General features: G+C 65.1%; 20 protein-coding genes and 1 tRNA gene. 7 read left to right on the top strand and 14 right to left on the bottom strand.

Annotation, left to right across the window (positions count from 1 at the left end; all coding sequences use genetic code 11):
• Positions 1-5: 5 nt before the first annotated feature.
• The 4 genes from ACVXZ4_RS15680 to ACVXZ4_RS15665 all read right to left on the bottom strand — a co-directional run bounded on the left by ACVXZ4_RS15680 (position 6) and on the right by ACVXZ4_RS15665 (position 2,662).
• Positions 6-359 carry a VOC family protein gene (locus tag ACVXZ4_RS15680; RefSeq protein WP_461795736.1) on the bottom strand — a complete coding sequence of 118 codons (354 nt, stop codon included), beginning with the start codon at positions 357-359 and terminating at the stop codon, positions 6-8.
• A gap of 38 nt (positions 360-397) precedes the next feature.
• On the bottom strand, positions 398-1,012 hold the full coding sequence (locus ACVXZ4_RS15675; protein ID WP_461795735.1) for a Pr6Pr family membrane protein: 615 nt from the start codon (positions 1,010-1,012) through the stop codon (positions 398-400).
• A gap of 105 nt (positions 1,013-1,117) precedes the next feature.
• Entirely contained in the window at positions 1,118-1,438 is a 321-nt protein-coding gene (locus ACVXZ4_RS15670; RefSeq protein WP_461795734.1) for a DUF7882 family protein, read from the bottom strand.
• Between the two features lie 321 nt (positions 1,439-1,759).
• On the bottom strand, positions 1,760-2,662 hold the full coding sequence (locus ACVXZ4_RS15665) for an EAL domain-containing protein (RefSeq protein ID WP_461798004.1): 903 nt from the start codon (positions 2,660-2,662) through the stop codon (positions 1,760-1,762).
• A gap of 250 nt (positions 2,663-2,912) precedes the next feature.
• Between ACVXZ4_RS15665 and ACVXZ4_RS15660 the strand changes: the two genes are divergently transcribed.
• The 3 genes from ACVXZ4_RS15660 (at position 2,913) to sigK (ending at position 5,975) form a co-directional block, all read left to right on the top strand.
• Positions 2,913-3,731: an alpha/beta fold hydrolase gene (locus ACVXZ4_RS15660; protein ID WP_461795733.1), complete on the top strand. Its 819-nt coding sequence runs from the start codon at positions 2,913-2,915 to the stop codon at positions 3,729-3,731.
• The gene (locus ACVXZ4_RS15655) at positions 3,728-5,167 is read left to right on the top strand and encodes a diguanylate cyclase (protein WP_461795732.1); all 1,440 of its coding nucleotides are present in this window, start codon (positions 3,728-3,730) and stop codon (positions 5,165-5,167) included. Before ACVXZ4_RS15660 ends, ACVXZ4_RS15655 begins: the two co-directional genes overlap by 4 nt.
• A 202-nt stretch (positions 5,168-5,369) precedes the next feature.
• Entirely contained in the window at positions 5,370-5,975 is a 606-nt protein-coding gene (gene sigK, locus ACVXZ4_RS15650; protein ID WP_461795731.1) for an ECF RNA polymerase sigma factor SigK, read from the top strand.
• Positions 5,976-6,079: 104 nt separating this feature from the next.
• Here sigK and ACVXZ4_RS15645 read toward each other — a convergent pair whose 3' ends face one another.
• Positions 6,080-7,126: a DMT family transporter gene (locus ACVXZ4_RS15645; protein ID WP_461795730.1), complete on the bottom strand. Its 1,047-nt coding sequence runs from the start codon at positions 7,124-7,126 to the stop codon at positions 6,080-6,082.
• 234 nt (positions 7,127-7,360) lie between these two features.
• Here ACVXZ4_RS15645 and ppk2 point away from each other — a divergent pair, with 234 nt between their 5' ends.
• On the top strand, positions 7,361-8,173 hold the full coding sequence (gene ppk2 / locus ACVXZ4_RS15640; protein WP_461795729.1) for a polyphosphate kinase 2: 813 nt from the start codon (positions 7,361-7,363) through the stop codon (positions 8,171-8,173).
• A gap of 37 nt (positions 8,174-8,210) precedes the next feature.
• On the opposite strand, the gene ACVXZ4_RS15635 is transcribed toward ppk2, so the two are convergent.
• A tRNA-Lys gene (locus ACVXZ4_RS15635) sits at positions 8,211-8,283 on the bottom strand.
• 79 nt (positions 8,284-8,362) lie between these two features.
• On the opposite strand from ACVXZ4_RS15635, the gene ACVXZ4_RS15630 reads away from it, so the two are divergent.
• The 3 genes from ACVXZ4_RS15630 (at position 8,363) to ACVXZ4_RS15620 (ending at position 10,986) form a co-directional block, all read left to right on the top strand.
• Positions 8,363-8,992: a DNA-directed RNA polymerase subunit beta gene (locus ACVXZ4_RS15630; protein ID WP_461795728.1), complete on the top strand. Its 630-nt coding sequence runs from the start codon at positions 8,363-8,365 to the stop codon at positions 8,990-8,992.
• Positions 8,993-9,520: 528 nt separating this feature from the next.
• Complete coding sequence (locus ACVXZ4_RS15625; protein WP_461795727.1) at positions 9,521-10,126, top strand: sigma-70 family RNA polymerase sigma factor; 606 nt, start codon at positions 9,521-9,523, stop codon at positions 10,124-10,126.
• A complete protein-coding gene (locus ACVXZ4_RS15620; protein WP_461795726.1) occupies positions 10,123-10,986 on the top strand; it encodes an anti-sigma factor in 864 nt (287 codons plus the stop codon). The genes ACVXZ4_RS15625 and ACVXZ4_RS15620 overlap by 4 nt, the downstream gene beginning before the upstream one ends.
• Before the next feature lie 266 nt (positions 10,987-11,252).
• Here the strand turns inward: ACVXZ4_RS15620 and pstB are convergent, their stop codons facing one another.
• The 8 genes from pstB to ACVXZ4_RS15580 form a co-directional block, all read right to left on the bottom strand.
• Positions 11,253-12,032: a phosphate ABC transporter ATP-binding protein PstB gene (gene pstB / locus ACVXZ4_RS15615; protein ID WP_461795725.1), complete on the bottom strand. Its 780-nt coding sequence runs from the start codon at positions 12,030-12,032 to the stop codon at positions 11,253-11,255.
• Between the two features lie 30 nt (positions 12,033-12,062).
• A complete protein-coding gene (pstA, locus tag ACVXZ4_RS15610) occupies positions 12,063-13,169 on the bottom strand; it encodes a phosphate ABC transporter permease PstA (protein ID WP_461795724.1) in 1,107 nt (368 codons plus the stop codon).
• Positions 13,166-14,293, bottom strand: coding sequence for a phosphate ABC transporter permease subunit PstC (pstC, locus tag ACVXZ4_RS15605; RefSeq protein WP_461795723.1), 1,128 nt, complete (start codon positions 14,291-14,293; stop codon positions 13,166-13,168). Before pstC ends, pstA begins: the two co-directional genes overlap by 4 nt.
• A gap of 99 nt (positions 14,294-14,392) precedes the next feature.
• Positions 14,393-15,517: a phosphate ABC transporter substrate-binding protein PstS gene (gene pstS / locus ACVXZ4_RS15600; RefSeq protein ID WP_461795722.1), complete on the bottom strand. Its 1,125-nt coding sequence runs from the start codon at positions 15,515-15,517 to the stop codon at positions 14,393-14,395.
• Positions 15,518-15,688: 171 nt separating this feature from the next.
• Positions 15,689-16,639, bottom strand: coding sequence for an NUDIX hydrolase (locus tag ACVXZ4_RS15595; RefSeq protein WP_461795721.1), 951 nt, complete (start codon positions 16,637-16,639; stop codon positions 15,689-15,691).
• On the bottom strand, positions 16,636-18,813 hold the full coding sequence (locus ACVXZ4_RS15590) for an RNA degradosome polyphosphate kinase (RefSeq protein WP_461795720.1): 2,178 nt from the start codon (positions 18,811-18,813) through the stop codon (positions 16,636-16,638). Before ACVXZ4_RS15590 ends, ACVXZ4_RS15595 begins: the two co-directional genes overlap by 4 nt.
• Before the next feature lie 64 nt (positions 18,814-18,877).
• Positions 18,878-19,675 (bottom strand): mycothiol synthase, encoded by a 798-nt coding sequence (mshD, locus tag ACVXZ4_RS15585; protein ID WP_461795719.1) that lies wholly within the window; start codon positions 19,673-19,675, stop codon positions 18,878-18,880.
• Positions 19,653-20,345, bottom strand: a complete 693-nt coding sequence (locus ACVXZ4_RS15580; protein ID WP_354574350.1) for a response regulator transcription factor — start codon at positions 20,343-20,345, stop codon at positions 19,653-19,655. Before ACVXZ4_RS15580 ends, mshD begins: the two co-directional genes overlap by 23 nt.
• Between the last annotated feature and the right edge of the window lie 40 nt (positions 20,346-20,385).

Genomic DNA, 20,385 nt, shown 5'->3' with positions numbered 1-20,385 from the left:
GAGCGTCAGGCGCGCTGCCAGAGCTCGATGCGGTTGCCCTCGGGGTCGGTGACCCAACCGAATCGACCCACGCCGTCCATCTCCTGCACCTCGTCCGCGACATCCGCTCCCGCCGCGCGCAGCTGGGCGAGCATCGCGTCGAGGTCGCTCACCCGGAAATTGAGCATCGTCTGCTGCGAGCGCGAGCCGAAGTAGTCGGTCTCTGACTCGAAGGTCGCGAATACCGTCGGCCCGTCCTGCTGGTGCCACTGGCCATACTGGTCGGCATCCAGCCCGAGACGATCGCGATACCAGGCACCGAGAGCCGCCGGATCGGCCGCCCGAATGAAGTGCCCACCGATTCCTAGTACACGTTCCATGGCGTCAGCCTCCCACGCCCCCGATCGGAACGGCACCCCTAAGGCTTGAGGATGCGCACCCGGCTGAGCGCGAACACCGCGAGCCCGAACAGCACGGTGAAGGCCGCGATCGCGATGCAGTAGAGCGCCACCGAGCCGTAGCCGGTGTCGGGGTTGAGGAACGGATAGGGCACCCAACCATCCGTGGCCCCGCGGATGAGGATCACGACCAGCCACACGATCGGGTAGATGAGCACGATCCAGAGCTTGTTGTACGGCAGCTTCTTGCGGTCGGCGAACAGCACCCAGTCCACCAGTGCATAGATCGGGATGATGACATGGAGGATGTCGCTCGACCACCGGAGGTCGAATGACCCTGCGAGCGACGCCCCCGCCAGCAGCGTGTTGTAGACGAGCCCGACGATCACGATGATCGTTGTGGCGACCGCGCGCAGGTAGATCACCCAGGTCGGTTGCTTCTTGCGGCTGAGGATGAAATAGGCCGACGCCAGGAAGGCGACCATCGTGATGATGTTGCTCTGGATGGTGAAGTACCCGAAGAAATTGAACGGATTGATCGTCGTACGCTCAGCGCTGTAGGCGAGTTGGCCGATGATGGCGATCAAGATCGCGAGGCCGGCGACGAGCCGCAGGAGTCCGAAGAGTCGCTTCATGGTGATCCGCCAATCGAGAGGGGCGCCGCTGCGGGCTGCTGTAGAACCGAGCGTATCGTGTCCAAACGGTCCCGCAGCAGAGGCCTTACTCGACGTTTCTCGAGGCTATGGCTTGTCGCTGGACTCGCCGCGATGCTCGGTTTCGTCGCTCAACTGAAGGCCAGAGGGTCTTCCCGCTGCCAGAAGCAACGACTCGACCCAGACGCGATTGATTCCCGCCGGCCGTGACCCGCTGAAGAAGAAGTGGAGGCGGATACCGTTGTCTATCCAAATAGCATGACGACCACTGCCGCGCTCCATCGGCTGTGTCCATGACAGGAAGAAATTCTCGCCCCGCCGCAACTTCGTACTGATCACGATCTGCAGATGGCTGAGGAGCCGGTCATCGAGTTCGAATTCGCTGTCGCCGTAGTAGAGAACACCCACGGAATCCCCTCGCAGTAAGTGGCAGCAGGAGTGTTCCTGCTGCTTGCAGAGTAGTCGCCGTCGGGGCGGTCGATTGCCGGGCGTACCCTAGACCTGCCGACGATTGCCGGCGTGATCACCCCCTCAGGTTAGGAAACCAGTGATAGTCAACCGGCTCACCGTCGACGGGCGCGACTATTTCCTTCCCGACCCTGTCACCGCACTCAAAGCGCGCATTCTCGAAGCGATTCAGGCCGGAGGTGGCTATGTGACAATTCCGCCCCTGAAATCGGGCACCGGAATCGAGATTCTCTTTTCGCCCGGAATGCCCGTGTTGTGGACTCAGCTCGATGTCGGGGGCGATTCTGGGGCAGAGCCGCTGCCGGAGGCGAATCCTGCCCCGAGCGAAAGCGAGTTCGGCGAGGAGCTCGAGAGCACCCTGTGATTCTCGGGGTTGGCGACCCAGTCAGCTGCTCGGTTGGCACGGATCCGCCGCTCCAGTTCGATCCCCGGTGTTGCCGAGGCGAATAGAAATCCCTGCGCTCGGTCGCAACCCAGCTGGCGGGAGAACTCCAGGTGTTCCGCAGTCTCGACGCCCTCAGCGACCACCCGGATGTGCTGCCCGTGCACGAGTGAGACCACCGCGGCGAGGGCCGAGCGGGCGGAGTCGGTTCCCCCTTGGATCAGGGTGCGATCGACCTTCAGCTCCGTCGCTCCTAACCCGAGCACCCGTTCGACCGACGAATGCCCGGAGCCGAAATCGTCGATGGAGATGCGCATGCCTCTCTCCCGTAGTACGTCGAGTTGCTCGCGCACGGCGCCCATCTCGTGGATCGGTTGGGACTCCGTGATCTCGAGGGTGAGTCGCTCGGGTGCCACGGTCAGTCGGTCGAGGCACGACACCACACGATCGAAGAATCGGGAGGTCGAGAGTTGCGCAGCGGAGACATTGATCGAAACCTCGAGAAGGCGCCCCCGCGCCTGCCACTGCGTGGCACATCCGAAGCCCTCCTCGATCATGAGAGCACCGATCTGGTGAATCTGTCCGGTTCGTTCCGCAAGGGGTATGAATTCGCTGGGACCAATGATTCCCCTGAGGGGATGAATCCAGCGACTGAGGGTCTCGACGGCGACTACCTCTCCCGTTGCCAGGTCGATCTGCGGCTGGAAATATGCCACGATCTCGCCCCTCTCGAGGGCATTGCCAAGCTCTGATTCGTGCACGGAGTCGGAGACAGAGTGCATGCTCACGCTCATCCTCTCATCGTGGATCTCCAGATCTGAGGTAAGGATCCCTGCCGAGAGACTGCTTTGTCAAAGCCCACAATTCGGCGCTCTGGTAAGCTAAAATCTCGCTCACATTCAGCATTCCCAACCATTTCCGTGGGAATGAAAGGGGTCACGGTTTTCGCCGGGTTGAATGCGACATCGATTGGTCTTCTCCGAGAACGCCGATGTGGTGCATTCTTCCGTGTCCTTCTACCTGAAATCTGTGATGACCAAAAACCCTTCAGCCGTCGGCGATCCGGTCACCCGCAACAATGTTCGCGTTTCGGGAAATCCGGCCGGTCGGCCCATCGTCTTCGCCCATGGTTTCGGCTGCAGCCAAGAAGTGTGGCGCCACATGGTTCCGCTCTTCGAACGCGACTACCGGGTCGTGCTCTTCGACTACGTGGGGGCGGGGCTGTCCGACCATTCCGCTTACGACCGCGGTAAGTACGACTCACTCGACGGCTACGCGAAAGATGTTCTCGAAATCATCGAGGCTCTCGATCTCAGGGACGCGGTCTTCGTCGGTCACTCGGTCAGCGCAATGGTCGGTGTCCTGGCCGCCAATAGCGACGCCTCCCGGTTCGGCGCACTCGTTCTCGTCGGACCTTCGGCGCGTTACGTCGACGACACCGACTATCGCGGGGGATTCGCCCGGGCAGACATCGACTCCCTGCTCGACGCGCTCGATGCGAATTACCTTGGTTGGTCCGGTGTGATGGCACCTATCATGATGGCCAACGACGACCGTCCGGAATTGGGGCAGGAACTCACCGAGAACTTCTGCAGCACCGACCCGGTGATAGCGAGACAGTTCGCCCGCGTGACCTTCCTGTCCGACAACCGAAGTGACCTCGCCCGAGTATCCATCCCGACTCTCGTGCTGCAGAGCACAGAGGATGTAATCGCCCCGGAGGAGGTAGGCCGCTACGTGCACAACCAGATCGCGGGAAGCGAACTCGTGATGCTCACGTCGCGCGGCCACTGTCCCAACCTGTCGGATCCCGCCCAGCTCGCGCGCCGCATCCTCAATTTCATCGAATGACCGAACCCGGGCAGCATCCCGCTGACGGAGCGCTTCCCGTCGAGGATTCCTTCGAAGCGCTCTACAACAGTGCTCCATGCGGATTCTTCTCGACGACTCCCGACGGCGAGATCATCAGCGTCAACCACACCCTGTCGACGTGGCTGACCATGCCAAAGGACGCGCTGATCGGGCGCGCGTTTCGGCAATTGCTCACTCCCGGAAGCCAGCTCTTCTACGAGACGCGTTACCTGCCTGTCCTCCGCCTCACCGGCGACATCAAGGAGGTTGCACTCACGATGCTGCGGCCAAACGGCACCGAGCTTGCTGTTCTGGTGAACTCGGTGGTCGTTGCCGATGCTTCGGGTGTGCCTCGCCTCGTCCGGACAGCGGTCTTCGACTCGACCGCCCGGCAGGACTACGAGAGGCAGTTGCTGTCCGCGCAGCGCTCCGCGGAGCTCTCGGAGTCTCGCGTCCGTATCCTCCAAGAGGCCTCAGCTGAGTTCGATGCGAGCACGACCGTCGAGGACCTTGCCGAGGCCTTCGTCGGCGTAGCACGACACGCGTTTTCTGCGCCCGCGGTCGCGGTGATGCTGCGTGACCCATCGGGTGAGCTCCGACTCGTCGCGGGCTCGATGGCAGTCGAGGTGTCGGGGCCGACGGATGCTCGTCCCGAACTGGATGCCCTCGCAGCCTCCCAGACGGTGAGCCTCACGACGCTCGATGACGCGCTCGCGCGCTATCCATCGACCGGCGAGGCAATGTCGCAGGCACGCGTCCAGGCGCTCTGGGCCATTCCCCTGACTGCCGAGGGAATTGGAACGGGTGTGCTTGTGTGCTACTTCGCCAGGGAGCGGAAAATCGATGACGAGGTGTCCCTGCTTCTGGACACCCTCGCATGGCAGGCAATGCTGGTGTGGGGCCGAATCCGGCTGCAGGCCGAGTTGAAACATCTCGCGCTTCACGACCCGCTCACCGGCTTGGCTAACCGGCGGCTTCTTCAGGAATACCTCGCCCCGACGCTCGCCGCGGCTCACCGCCACGGCACATCTGTAGCGATGATCTTCATCGACCTCGACGGCTTCAAATCGGTCAACGACACCCTCGGGCACGCCATCGGCGATGCCATCCTGCGCGCAGTGGCGGGCCGCCTCTGCGCGGCGGTACGAGACGACGATATCGTCGGTCGGCTCGGGGGGGACGAGTTCTTGGTCATCTGCGCTGATACCGACATCCCAACTGCCACCGTGATCGCCGAGCGAGTGCGAATCGCGGTGCGCGCACCCGGCGCGCGCGTGTCACCACCGACGCCGATCACCGCGAGCATCGGCGTCTCGGTGTACCGGCCTCGCCACGGAGGGCGTGCAACCGGTACCGATCTCATCGCCGCTGCCGACTCGGCCATGTACGAGTCCAAAAAGTCAGGCAAAGACCGGGTCACTCTCGTGCAGGTCTGAGGGAGCTCAGAATCGATCGTGTAGCGAAACGTGATGTTGGCGACCTACCGACGAAATCCAATGGATTGTTGATCAGGGTCGGTCAGCACACTGATGAGCACTCTGTCAAGCCCCGCCTCCAATTGCCGTACGCACCGTAGCTTCGAACCGCTGCCCCAGAAAACGTCAGTCTTTTACACAACCGGCTCGAAGGATGCGAAGAATGACGATCACCCTGACAGCGGACGAGAATTCGGCCGCGCAGCTGCGCTCGGCGCCCAACGGCCTGCTTCTTCGGGTAGCTGAGGGCGACCATCAGGCGTTTCGGGAGCTGTACGAACTCCTGGCCCCGCGGGTGCACGGCCTGATCCGCCGCACTCTTGTCGACGACGGCCAGTCACAGGAAGTGACGCAGGACGTTTTTCTCGAAGTGTGGCGGTCGGCATCGCGGTTCGATGCCTCTCGGGGGTCTGCTGTGAGCTGGATCATGATGACCGCCCATGGCCGTGCGGTCGACCGCGTGCGGGCATCCCAGGCCAGCCGGGATCGTGACCTACGAATCGGATCCCGTGATCGCGAAGTGTATTTCGACCCGGTTTCCGAGGCTGGCGAAGTCTCGGTCGAATCCGCGCGAGTGAGCGTCGCGATGGGGCGCCTCACCCCGATCCAGCGCGATGCGATCTCCATGACCTACTTCGAGGGACTCACCGGCCCCGAACTCGCGGCCCGGCTGCAGATTCCGGTCGGCACTCTCAAGTCACGACTTCGCGAAGCGATGATACGGCTGCGTGCGGAGCTCGGCTCGACCATCGAGGGTGCGCTCGCCTGATCGCGGTGTCGGTCGCCCGTGCGATCGTGCCCGCGAACGCCCGGGTTGCGAATCTGCGGGACGGAGGCCCGATCGAGCACCGGACGGTACCGGCCCCACCCGTGCTAGTGAGCGTGCCGGTGATGCGCGTCCGGATAGTGCTCGTGGCTGTGGGTGATCGCGTCGTGGGTGTGCAGGTGCTTGTGACGAACGCCCGGCGCGACGGCATCCGGATGCTCGTGCTGGTGATGCTCGTCGTGCGTGTGCCAGTGTTCGTGCGTGATCGCCTCGTGACGGTGCTCGTGTTCATGGCGTTCGGTGAGGTGCAGCCACACTCCCAGTGCCATGAGCAGGGCGGCGGCGACCAGGATGAGGGATACCGGCGCCCCGAGGATGACCGCGAGTACCGCCCCGAAGAACGGTGCGATCGAGAAGTAGGCACCGGCGCGTGCCGCGCCCACGTGCCGCATCGCGACGATGAACAGCACGAGGCTCACTCCGTAGGCGAAGAATCCGACCAGCATCGCGGCCGCGATGTTGAGCACGGGAGGCAGCGTCGCGCCGAGGGCGAATGCGATGGCGAGGTTCACCGGCCCGGCGACACCGCCCTTCACGGCGGCGAGCCAGGTGGCATCCGTCAGGGCGATCTTGCGGGTGAGGTTGTTGTCGATTCCCCAGCACAGGCAGGCGCCGAGGATCGCCAGTGACGGCCAGAGCGTGCCGAGATCGGCACCGGTGGGGATGCTCAGTAACACCGCCCCCGCGACGATGGCGGCCATGCCGAGCGCGATGCGCCGATCGAAGTTCTCCCGGAACACGAACCAGGCGAGAAGGGCGGTGAAGACCCCCTCCGCGTTCAGTAGCAGCGAGGCACCGGTGGCGGGCATGCCGGAGAGCCCGAACATCAGCAGGACCGGACCGAGGATGCCGCCGAGCCCGACCGCGCCGGCCAGAGGCAGCAGCTCCGAGCGCCGGATTCGCACGCGTGGGCTGCGGCGGATGAGGCGGAAGAGCCCCAGCCCGACCCCGGACCCGAGGTAGAGCAGCCCGGCCAGCAGCCACGGACTCACGCTGTCGAGCAGCAGTTTGGCGATCGGGGTTCCGGCCCCGAAGAGGATCGCCGCTGCCAGGCCGGCCCGCACGCCGACGCTTCGCAGTGACGAGAGTCTCATCCCCCCATCCCACCACAGGAGACGGGGTGGTGGAATCAGCTCGAGGTGTCCTGGGGCACGCGCACGAGAAGGGAGCCACGGGGAATCGCTGGTTCATCGACACCATGCGATCGCTATCGACACTCGGCGTACTGTTCGCCTTCGGGTGCGTTGATCCGCGATGCGCACTCGCAATTGCAGTTGCAGAAGGACCACACTTGAATCCGCAGCACCCGATCAGCATCCAGGAGAACGATGTCCAAGAAGACCGGCAGCGACCCGCGCAAGCTCTCCAAACGGGCCTACGAAGCAGAACTCGAACGCCTCCAGATCGAGCTGGTGCAGATGCAGCAGTGGGTGGTGAAGTCTGGGGCGCGTGTCCTGGTGATCTTCGAGGGTCGGGATGCGGCAGGCAAGGGCGGTTCGATCAAGCGCGTGATCCAGTACCTGAACCCTCGCTCGGCACGGGTCGCGGCGCTGCCAACCCCGAGCGAACGCGAGCGGGGCCAGTGGTACTTCCAGCGGTACATCGAGCGGCTGCCAGCGGCCGGGGAGATCGTACTTATGGATCGGTCCTGGTACAACCGCGCGGGGGTCGAGCACGTGCTCGGGTACTGCACCGAAGAAGAATACGAACGCTTCCTGAGGCAGGTGCCCGTGGTCGAACGCCTGCTCGTCGAAGACGGCATCATCCTCATCAAGTACTGGTTCTCCGTCTCCGACGAGGAGCAGCAGAAGCGATTCGCGTCGCGACTGGAAGACCCGATGCGGCGGTGGAAGCTCTCGGAGACCGACCTCAAGTCCATCATCGAGTGGGAAGGCTATTCGCGAGCCAAGGATGCGATGTTCCAGGTGACGGACATTCCGGAGGCACCGTGGTGGACGATCGAGAGCGACGACAAGAAGTCCGCCCGGATCAACTCGATAAGCCATCTCCTGTCGCAGGTGCCCTGGGACACGATCGAGCCGGAGCCGATCGAACTGCCCGATCGACCCTTGGCCGACGACTATGAGCGACCGCCGCGCGAGCTGCACAAGTATGTACCGGACCGTGCGTCCGAACTCTGAAGTCGCGGTGGCTGGCAATCGACTTTCAGTTGAGGGGTGGGCCCCGTCGGGCTCGAACCGACGACCCACGGATTAAAAGTCCGATGCTCTACCAACTGAGCTAGAGGCCCCTGTCGTTAAATCTAGCGTGGATTGCGCGACCGGCGAACGAGCCGATGGTGCGGCATCCGCTGGCTTAGGCTTGAGCGGATGACCGACGAGTTCCACAAGCCGACCCAGTTCTCGGGTGCCAAGTTCGAGAGCTTCGTGGGTGGGGAAGACCCCGCCCAGATCAGCCGCGTCGCCCATGAGACCGCAGGCGCGCTGCTCAGCCGTGTGCGACAGAGCTCCGACCAGGGCGTGGTCGACCGGCTCGTCGCCTTCACCGACGAGCACGGCATCGACGCCGTCGCCGAGCTGTGGGCGCGCGCGAGCCCCCGAAGCCTCCCCGGCGCGCTCTGGCGCATCTACCTGATGCGCGCGCTCGTGCGCCAGGATGCCGAAGGCACCGCCTACCTCTTCCAGCGCGGCACCGAGCTCGCCACGACGATCGACCCGGTCGTCGCCGGAGCGACGGCGCCGACCGGCCCGGCGGAGATCACCGCGCTCGCCGACCAGATCCTGCGGGGCCTGTTCCAGGGCGACTTCGGCGTGGCCCTCGACCGTGCCGCGGCCTTCTGCCGCATCACCGCGCTCGGCGCCACGAGCGTGGCGGACGATTCCGATCTCACCTCGCCGGAGCGTGCAACCGAACTCACGACCCGCGCGCTGCGTCTCTCCCAGACGGCCACCGAGTTCGTCTCGTGCGCCAGGCTCTGGCGGGCCGGCTCGCTCGACTAGGTTTGCGCTGAGGCCGGCCCACCTCGTTCGCGCCCGGCCCGCATCGTTCGTCGAGTTGCACCCATTTGCGGGCTCGCTCGCTGGATGACCCGCAAAAGAGTGCAACTCGACACAGAACCTCAGCGACCACGGGACCGCCCCGACGGCCCCGCGCCGCCGAGACGGAAGCATCCAGTCTCGGCGAGTACACTTGTCATCGGCTCGCAAGGGCCATCGCCGGGCCGCAGTAACCCCGGGCTCCAATATTCGCCGCTTCGAGCGGCCTAGCGCCGAGAGGCGTTTCTGCGGCCTGGCACCCCTCCACGGCGTTCGTCGCCCCCTTCCGGAGGCGGGGCGCGCTCTAGACCAATCCGTTTGGCTCACCGCGCCGAACTCCAGTTGTGACCCGCATAGACGGAACGGCCTCGTACGAGATACGACGCAGTCTCGCCTGCGCCCGTCGCTCACAACTGAATATCGAGGTGTTCGGATGGGCGCTCGACCTGAGTGTTTTTCCCGCACCGCGCACGATTGCACGGATTGTTTGCGATGCTTAAGCTCGTGCCCCGTGAAACCGACCGCAGCCAGGACTATGAGTCCATGGACAAACCTGCGACAAAGGAAACCATGCTCGCGCAGATCGCGACGGGGGACCAGGCGGCGTTCGCGGCACTGTACGACGAGATCTCCCCGAGAGTCTTCGGGCTGATTCGCAGGCTGTTGGTGGATCACGCGCAATCGGAAGAGGTGACCCAGGAAGTGTTCCTGGAGATCTGGCAGAACGCGTCGCGCTACGAGCCGAGCAAGGGCGGGGCATCCACTTGGATCCTCACCATGGCTCACCGTCGCGCAGTCGATCGCATCAGATCATCGCAGTCCGGTCGCGATCGCGATGTGAAGATCGGAATCAGGGATTACGTGGCGGACTACGACAATGTAGCCGACACGGTAGAAGTGACTATCGAACACGAAAGGGTGAAGGAAGCCATGTCTCAATTGACCGAACTGCAGCGCCAGGCCGTCACCCTTGCGTACTACGGCGGCTACAGCCACAGTGAAGTGGCAGCAATGCTCAGCGTGCCCATCGGCACGGTGAAGACACGACTACGCGACGGCATGATCCGTCTGCGGGATGAATTGGGGGTGGCATCGTGACCGATCGCGAGGAACTGCACCTCCTCAGCGGAGCGTACGCGCTGAACGCACTTGACGGCGAAGAGAAGGCTCGGTTCGAGGCATACCTGCTGACATCCGAAGAGGCACGGGCGGAGGTGGCTTCATTGTCGGATACAGCGGTGCTGATCGGACTCTCGACCGACTCGGTCGCGCCTCCCGCCGACCTCAAGGCCCGGTTGATGGCCCAGATCGCGGTGACCCCGCAGCTCGCGCCCCTCACGGAGACGCGGGCAACGCTCACGGCGGTGCCATCTGTGCCATCGCAGTCGGACGGGCCATCGCGGTCGGACGGGCCATCGCAGTCGGATGGCGCGGCCGAAGCCATTCGCACCGCCAGTCTCGGCACGCCCACGCGCGCGTCGACGAAGGCCACCTCTCGCTGGTTCACGCGCCCGGCATCGATCCTGGTGGCCGCGGCCGCCGCTGTCGCGCTCTTCGTCGGAGGCAACGTCCTCGGACTCTCCGCAGCCAACCAGTCCCAGCAGCAGGCCGCGGCTCTCTCGGCGATCGTCTCGGCGAGCGACTCGCAGCAGGCAAAGGCCGACGTCTCCGGCGGCGGTAGCGCCACCTTCGTCTGGTCGGTAGGTCTCAAACAGTCCGCCGTCGTGATCGACAAGCTTCCGAAGCTCGCCGATGGCAAGACCTACGAGCTGTGGTACATCGACAAGGCATCGAAGGCGACTCCGGCGGGCACGTTCAACGCCGCATCCTCTGGAACGACCGTGAGTGTGCTCGACGGTGCCATGAGCGAGGGGGACACCCTCGGCATCACCATCGAACCGAGTGGCGGCTCCAAGACACCGACCACCGCGCCGATAGTGGCGGTACCGAGCGCCTGATCCTGGCCGCTCTCGATAAGCGCCCGCAACGGGAGCTGGGCCTGAACTCCCCGCACAGCGTTCGAAATGCAGGACCGCACGTGACGGGTGAGACGGATGAGGCGCTCGGGTAGACATCCGTCACAGTGTTTCCTGCATTTGCGACAACAAGCGGGTGAGCAAGTGCGCCGCAGCAGTGGCTGCCTCGCAAACCGACCGCCCCCTCGAGGGCGCTCAGCGCCCTTTGCTGGTCGAGTAGGGCGCTCAGCGCCCGTGTCGAGACCCGGCTATCCGAACTTGCCGGAGACGTAGTCCTCGGTGGCCTGCACACTCGGCTTCGAGAAGATCGTGTTCGTGTCGTTGTACTCGATCAGCTTGCCCGGCTTGCCCGTTCCGGCGATGTTGAAGAACGCCGTGCGGTCGGACACCCGCGAGGCCTGCTGCATGTTGTGGGTCACGATCACGATCGTGTAGTCGAGCTTCAGCTCTTCGATGAGGTCCTCGATGGCGAGAGTCGAGATCGGGTCGAGGGCCGAGCATGGCTCGTCCATGAGCAGCACGTCGGGGGAGACGGCGATGGCGCGCGCGATGCACAGTCGCTGCTGCTGGCCGCCGGAGAGACCCATCCCGGGCTTGTCGAGCCGGTCCTTCACCTCGTTCCACAGGTTGGCTCCCTGCAGGGAACGCTCGACGAGGGCATCCCCGTCGCTCTTGGAGAGCTTGCGGTTGTTCAGGGTGACGCCGGCGAGCACATTGTCGCGGATCGACATCGTGGGGAACGGGTTGGCGCGCTGGAAGACCATGCCGACCTGGCGGCGCACGAGCACGGGATCCACGCCTTCGCCGTAGAGGTTGTTGCCATCGATGATGACCTCGCCCTCCACGTGCGCGCCGGGGATCACTTCGTGCATACGGTTGAGCGTGCGCAGGAACGTGGACTTGCCGCATCCGCTCGGGCCGATCAGGGCGGTGACGGTGCGGGGCTCGATCGAGATCGACACCCCTTCCACGGCGAGGAAGTCGCTGTAGTAGATGTTGAGATCGTTCACTTCGATGCGCTTTGACACGGTATTCCTTCGGGTCTGTTCTCGGCGATGCTACCGGGCGCCCTTGGGGGCGAAGATCCGGGCGATGATGCGAGCGATGATATTGAGGATGACGACGATGAGGATGAGCAGCAGCGCGGCGCCCCAGGCCGACGCGTTGGAGGCAGCGATGTCCTGGCTCGGGAACTTATACCCGGTGTAGGCGAGCACGGGCAGGGTCTGCATCGGCCCGCTGAAGGGGTTCGAGTTGAAGTTGTCGGTGAAGCTCGCCGCGAGGAAGATCGGCGCGGTCTCGCCGATCACCCGGGCGATGGCGAGCATGACGCCGGTGATGATCCCCGCGATGGCGGTCGGCAGCACGATCTTCACGATGGTGGAGAAGCGGGACACGCCGAGTGCGAAGGATGCCTCCCGCAGGTCGTTCGGCACCAGCCGCAACATCTCCTCGCACGCCCGCACGATGATCGGGATCATCAGGACCGACAGCGCGACCGAGGCGGAGAACCCGCTGAAGGCCTTCGGGCCCACAATGAGGGTGAAGAGCGAGAACGCGAATAGGCCGGCGACGATCGAGGGGATGCCCGTCATCACGTCGACGAGGAACGTGACGGTGCGGGCCATCCACTGGTGCGGCTGGGCGTACTCCACGAGGTAGATCGACGTGAGGATGCCGATCGGGATCGACATGAGCGCCGCGATCCCGGTGATCTCGAGGGTGCCGACGATCGCCTGCAGCGCGCCGGAGGTGACGGTGACCTTGAGGGTGTCGGCATTGAACACCGCGCCCCCGGTCTGGGAGATGAAGGCCCAGTTGAGCTGGCCGATCCCCTTGGCCGTCACCGTGTAGAGCGTGGAGATGAGGGGGGCGATCGCGAGAAGGAATGCGATGGTCACGAGGCTGCGAACTATGCGGTCGACGGCCTTGCGGCGGTTCTCGGCGACCGTGGAGAGCGCCGCGAGGCCGATGAGGTAGACGATGATCGAGACGAAGATCCAGCCGCCCCAGTTGAATCCCATCAGCAGGAGGGCGCCGGCGCTGATCACGAGGGCACCCGCCAAGACATAGAACTCGACGAAGCGCGGCAGCTGGCCGGTGGTCAGGGCGTTCGTCATCGGGCCCTGCGGTTTGCGGGCTCCGGACTGCACGGCAGTGGTCATGCCGGACCTCCTTCGAGTTCGGGCGAAGCGATGGAGGCGACCGTGGGGGCGGCACCAGCGGAGAGGGTGGTCTCGGCCACTGCCACCCGCTTCTTGCGCGGCACCCGGCCGGCCTTGCCGGATCCGGTGCGCGAGACGATGAAGCGGGCGACCATGTTCACGGCGAGGGAGATCACGAACAGCATGAGGCCGGTGCCGATCAGCGCCTCGCGCTGGAGGGTGTTCGCGATGGGGAAGTTGAGGGCGATATTCGCGGCGATCGTCTGCGAATTCTGGCCCTCGGTGAGGATTCGGGCCGAGACCTCGATCGACGGCGAGATGATCAGCGCGATAGCCATGGTCTCACCGAGCGCACGGCCGAGGCCGAGCAGGGTGGCGCTCACCACGCCGGAGCGGGCGTAGGGGAAGACAGCGAGCTTGATCATCTCCCACTTGGTCGCGCCGAGTGCGAGCGCGGCCTCTTCGTGAAGTCTCGGCGTCTGCAGGAAGATCTCGCGCGAGATCGAGCTGATGATCGGCAGGATCATCACGGCGAGGACGACGGCGCCGGCGAGGATCGTCGAACCGGTGGTGGACGGCTGTCCGCCGAAGATGGGGATCCAGCCGAGGTTCTGGTTGAGCCACTGGGTGAGGGGCAGTAGAAGCGGGCGGATCACGATGATGCCCCAGAGGCCGAACACGATCGACGGCACGGCGGCGAGCAGGTCGATGAGGTAGCCGAGCACGCCGGCGATCCGCCGGGGTGCATAGTGCGAGATGAAGAGGGCGATGCCGATCGCCACGGGAGCACCGAGGATCAGCGCGATGAGGGATGCCCACAGCGTGCCCCAGATGAGCGGCCCCACATACGACCAGAAGCTGGCATAGCCGCCGGTCGGACCAGAGTTGAGGTCGGGGTTGCTCGCCCAGTTAGCCGCGATCGCGGGCACGGCCTGCACGATCAGGAAGAGAGCGACACCGGCGAGGATCACCATGATCGACACCGCGGAGGCGAAGCTCAGGCCGAAGAAAATGCGGTCGGCGGGCCGGGACTTGACGCGGGCCGGCCCCGCCCCCCTCGAGGGGGAGCGGGGACCGGACGACGCGGCGGCACTCGGGGAGGGAACAGCTTGGGTGTTACTCACTGGTTTCTTTCTCGAGGATGCCGGGAACATCGTGAGCCAGTCTGCGGCCTGATCGCTCAGGATGCAGTGCGGTCAGACCACAGACTGGCAGAGCAACTGCTACTTGACCAGCGCGAGGCTCTTCTGGATCGAGGCGAGCATGCTCGCCGGGATCGGCGCGGAACCGGCGTTCTTGGCTGCGATCTTCTGTCCCTCGTCGCTTGCGATGTAGCCAACGTAGGCCTTCGTGAGCTTGGCCTGGGCCGCGTCCTTGAAGGTCTTGCAGACAATCTGGTAGGAGACCAGCGGGATCGGGTAGGCGGACTTTTCCGTCAGCTTCGAGTAGTCGAACTTCTGCGACAGGTCGCCTGTCGCGCTCGTTGCGACGGTTGTCGCGCCCTTTGCGAACGCCTCCGTCGCGCCGGCCTGGCTGAACTTCACGAAGTCTTTCGAGGTTCCGGCCTGAACCGCAGCGCTGGGAAGACTGCCAATCGCACTGTGGTCGGCATAGCCGATAGTGCCCACTCCGGCCTTCACTGTGTTGACCACACCGGATCCGCCCTGCTGGGCGCTAGAGCCCTTGATCGGCCAAGCATTGCTGGCCGGGGAGGTCCAGTCGGTGGGGTCTGCAGCGCTGAGGTAGTTGGTGAAGTTCTGAGTAGTACCCGAACCGTCGGAGCGGGAAACAGTCGTGATGGGAGTGGACGGGAGCGTCGCCTTGGGGTTGTCCGCAACGATGGCGGGATCGTTCCACGTGGTGATTTTGAGGCTGAAGATCTTGGCGATGGTTGCCGTGGAGAGGTTGAGATCAGTCACTCCGGGGAGGTTGAAGATGATGGCAACCCCGTCAAGATAAATCGGGAGGTTCACTGCGCCGTCAGCGCCACAACTGGTCAGCGATGCAGCGACCTGCTCGGGCTTGAGGGGCGCGTCGGAGCCCGCGAAGTCATAGCTGCCGGCGAGCCAGTTGGTGACTCCACCGCCCGAGCCCTGCGACTTGTCGTAGTTGATGGTGACTCCGGGCACCTGGGCCTGGAACGCGGCGGTCCATGCTGCCTCGGCATTGGCCTGTGCGCTGGATCCACCGGCGGTGATCGTGCCGGTGAGTGTCTTGTCGAGGGCAGCGACGCTGGCCTTCGGGGTCGTGCTGGCTGCGGGGGTGCTTGGCGTGCTTGCACAAGAGGAGAGTGCGAGTGCGGCGACGAGCGCGAGTGCGCCCGCCGAAGCGGCGTGAGTGAACTTCACTGTGTTCCCTTCGGGATGGTGACTCCGGCGGGCGAGCAGCTTGGGGCTCGGCCACCGGGAAGACCGGTGCTGGTCCAAGAGACGACGCTATGTGGGGAGGGTGTCCACGGTCGTCCTAGAAGATGAACAAGAGGTTAACGAGCCTCGAACTTACGACCCACCCGACGCTGTTCAGAGGAACGCAGGGCCGTGCGTTTCGACGGCGACGAGCGGAGCATCCGGATGCTCGGATGACACGTGCATCACGGTGAATTCGGAGGTCGACAGCATGCCGGCGCGCCGAAGTGGAGCGTCGAGAGGGGTATTCGTGAGCGCGGCAGTCTCGTCGATCATCTCGGGGATCACCGGCCCATGGCTGCAGAGCACGACCGCGACGCCCGCGGCGAGGCGTTTGCGCATCGTCTTCCGCACCCGGGCGGCACCGTCCTCGTAGGCATCCTGGCTGATTCCCGTTGACTGCTTCACCGGGAGGCCGGTGAGTATCGCCACCGGCTCGATCGTCGCAAGGCAGCGCACCGCGGTGCTGCTGATGAGCTTGGTCGGCGCCCAAGCCGCGATCGCGGGAGCCACATTGCGGGACTGCTCGAGCCCGCGATGGAGCAGCGGGCGCGTGGCATCCGGTCCGTCCCAGCTCGCGGGCGGCACCGCGCGGCCGTGCCGAAGGACGATGATCGGGAAGGTACGAATGGTGCCGGCCTTCACGCGCGCCGAGAACCGGTCGAGCACATCGCGGTCGAGGTCGTAGCTCAGGGCCGCACGAGCCGCCTTGACCGACAGCCACTGGATGGCGGCGACCTCTTTATTGGCGACGAACGTGGACTCGGCGATGGCCTCATCCGACACCTCCGCCGACCAGTAGTGCACGATCTTCTCGCGCCCGCCGGGCATCGTGTATTCGGTCGTACCGAGAGGGGCTCCGAGGGCGATCGCGAGCCCGGTCTCCTCGGCGATCTCGCGCACCGCCGTCTGCGGCGGAGTCTCCCCGGGGTCGACCTTGCCCTTGGGGATGGACACATCGGCGTGGTCGCCGCGGTGGATCAGGAGGAGTTCGATGCCGCCGGGGGTCTGCCGCCAGAGCACCGCTCCCGCGGCCTGCACGACAGCGGGGCCGGTGAGCGTCACCGCACGACTCCGGTGCGCTTTCTCTGGGAAACCTGTCGCATCAGCACATTCTGCATGTCTTCGAGCAGCGAGCCGTCCTCCGCGCGATAGTGCCGGGTCCAGCTGCCGTCGGCCGCGAGCTTCCAGTGGGCTGTGTCGTCCGACATGGCGAGGTCGAAGAGGTCCTCGATCTCGCGAAGGTGTTCGGGGTTCGTGAGCCGCACAAGTGCCTCGACCCGCCGGTCGAGGTTGCGATGCATCATGTCGGCGCTTCCGATGTAGACCTGAGGGTCGCCGCCGTTGATGAAGGAGAAGATGCGGGAGTGCTCGAGGTAGCGGCCGAGGATCGACCGCACCTCGATGTTGCCGCTGAGCCCCTCGACCCCGGGCTTGACGCCGCAGATGCCGCGCACCACGAGCTCGACCGGCACTCCGGCCTCGCTCGCCCGGTACAGCGCGTCGATGATGGCCTCGTCGACGATCGAGTTGAGCTTGATGCGGATGCCGGACGGCATGCCGTTGCGCGCATTGTCGGCCTCGATACGGATGCGCTTGACCAAGCCCTTCCTCAGATGGAGGGGTGCAACGAGCAGTCGCTTGAACTTCTTCTCGATGGCGTAGCCGGAGAGCTCGTTGAAGAGCCGGGTCAGGTCCTTGCCCACCGTGGCGCTCGCGGTGAGGAGACCGAAATCCTCGTAGATCCGACTCGTCTTCGGGTTGTAGTTCCCCGTGCCGATATGGCTGTAGTGCTTGAGCAGGCCGTTCTCCTGCCGGATCACCAAGGCGAGCTTGCAGTGTGTCTTCAGCCCGACGAGGCCGTAGACGACGTGGACTCCGGCCTTCTCGAGTTTGCGCGCCCACGAGATGTTGGCCGACTCGTCGAACCGGGCCTTGATCTCCACAAGAGCGAGCACCTGCTTGCCCGACTCGGCGGCCTGGATGAGCGCTTCCACGATCGGGCTGTCGCCGGAGGTGCGGTAGAGGGTCTGCTTGATGGCCAGCACGTTCGGGTCGCTCGCGGCCTGCTCGAGGAAGGCCTGCACGCTGGTGGCGAACGACTCGTACGGGTGGTGGAGCAGGATGTCCTGGCGGGCGATAGAGCCGAAGATGTCCGGCGCCGCGTTCGGCTCGAGGGGCATCAGCTGGGCCGCCGTCGTCGGCAGGTGCTTGCGGTACTTCAGCGTCGGCCGGTCGATCTTGTTGAGCTCGAAGAGACCGCCGAGGTCGAGGGGAGCCGGGAGCCGGTACACCTCGGACTCGGTGATGTCGAGCTCGCGCACGAGCAGGCCGAGGGTGAGGTCATCCATGTCGTCGGTGATCTCGAGACGGATCGGCGGACCGAACCGGCGCCGCAGCAGCTCGCGCTCCAGGGTCTGGATGAGGTTCTCCGACTCGTCCTCCTCGAGCACGACGTCCTCGTTGCGGGTGACGCGGAACTCGTGGTGGTCGAGCACCTCCATGCCGGGGAACAGGTCGCCGAGGTGGTTGGAGATGAGGTCTTCGAGCGGGATGAAGCGAAGCAGCCCGCTGCCGTCATCCGGAAGCTGCACGAAGCGTGGCAGCATCGGCGGCACCTTGAGGCGGGCGAACTCGTCCTTGCCGATCTTGGGATTGCGCACCCGGATCGACAGGTTGAGCGAGAGGCCCGAGATGTAGGGGAACGGATGCGCCGGGTCGACGGCAAGCGGCATGAGCACCGGGAAGATGCGGGCCGCGAAGATCTCGTCGAGGGAGTCGCGATCGACCTGGCCGAGGTCTGCCCAGGTCTCGATGTGGATGCCGGCGTCGTCGAGTTCCGGCTTGACGAGCTCCCGGAAGGCGAGGGCGTGGCGGGCCTGCAGCTCGTGGGCGCGGTCCTGGATCACGGCGAGCACCTCGGTCGGGGCCGCGCCGATGTTGGTGGGAACGGCGAGGCCGGTGAGGATGCGCCGCTTGAGCCCCGCGATGCGCACCATGAAGAACTCGTCGAGATTGCTCGCGAAGATCGCGAGGAAGTTCGCCCGCTCGAGGAGGGGCAGTTCCGGGTCTTCGGCGAGCTCGAGCACCCTGGTGTTGAACGCAAGCCAGCTGAGCTCGCGGTCGAGGTAGCGGTCGGGCGGAAGGGTGCCGTCGTCGACCCAGGTGGATTCGTAGTCGTCGTCGTCGAGACTGTCGGTGGCCAATCCGGCGTCGCCAAGATACGTCTCGTTGCTCATACCTAAATCATTGCACTTCGCCTCTCGCCCCGATCGCGAGCCATATTAACGCGGGGTAAACGACTCAGACCCGGGCGTACTGGATGTCGACGGAGTGCTCGGTGAACCCGAGCGAGCGATACAGGGCGACGGCGGGAACGTTGTCCGACTCCACATACAGGGCAGCGGTGCGGATGCCGCGGGCGGCCAGCCGCGCGAGCCCGGCATCCATGAGGCGGCGGCCAAGACCTTCACCCTGTCGCTCGGGATCCACCCCCACCACGTAGAACTCGCCGATGCCGTCCTCGATCTTGAGCCAGCAGTACCCGACGAGGTCGCCGCCCTCTCGCAGAAGGAGGAAGTCGGCGGGGTCGAACCACGGCTCTCCGGTGAGCTGGTCGAGGTCGGACCGGGTGACGGATCCCTGTTCCGGATGGAAGGAGAAGGCCCGGGCGTTGAGGGCGAGCCACTCGTGCTCGTCGAGGCCGGGGCGGAAGACGGAGGTCGGCACAGCCGACGAACGGGCGCCCACCGTCGCTCGCAATTGCAGCAGTCGCCGCACCGGTACGAAGCCGTGGCTCGCGGCGAGGGCGCGCGCGGCGGGATGATCCCCGTGCGCCCAGATCTTCACCTCGGGGTCGCAGCGCGCCACGAGCAGCTCGAGCATCCGGGTACCGACTCCGGCGCCGCGGGCGGCGGGGTCGACCACGAATTCGGCCTCAGCGCCCGAATACACGGCCGCCGCGTCATCAGTCTCCAGCAGCTGCTTCTCGCCGGTGCGCAGTTGCACGAGGGAGCCGTCGGAGAAAGGGGGCTGGCCGTCGGCATCCCGTGCCCGCTCGATGAGGCGGGCGAGAGCGTCAGGAATTGACGGACTGGGCAAGGCGCTCTGTGTCGTCTTCGTACACGTTGAAGCGGTAGCCGACGTTGCGGACCGTGCCGATCAGCGACTCGAGGTCACCCAGCTTCGCGCGAAGGCGCCGCACGTGCACGTCCACCGTGCGGGTGCCGCCGAAGTAGTCGTACCCCCACACCTCGCTGAGCAGCTGCTCGCGGGTGAAGACCCGGGAGGGATGGGTGGCGAGAAAGCGAAGCAGCTCGAATTCCTTGAAGGTGAGGTCGAGCGGGCGCCCGTGCACCTTCGCCGAATAGCTCGCCTCGTCGATGACCACTCCGGAGGCGTGGATCTTGTTGCTCGTCTTGTCGAGGGCCTGGCGCCCGACGACGAGGCGGATGCGGGCGTCGACCTCTGCCGGCCCCGCGGTCTCGAGGATCACGTCGTCGACGCCCCAGTCCGCGCTGACGGCCGTAAGACCGCCCTCGGTGAGGATCAGCATGAGGGGAACGTTCACACCGGTCGTGTTGAGGATCTTGCAGAGCGACTTCGCGCTCGCCAGGTCTTGCCGGGCGTCCACCAGGATCAGGTCGCAACTCGGCGCGGTGATGAGCGACGCCGGCTCTGCGGGGATCTGCCGCGTCCGGTGACTGAGAAGTCCGAGGGCGGGCAAGACATCGCTGTTGACGGCGGAAGTCAGGATCAATAGCTGCGCCAACGAGTCCTCCAAGTGCCGAACCACAGTCTAAAGGCACTTC

The sequence above is a fragment of the Lacisediminihabitans sp. FW035 genome, assembly GCF_054880895.1.
This window is presented reverse-complemented; position numbering and strand designations above follow the sequence as displayed.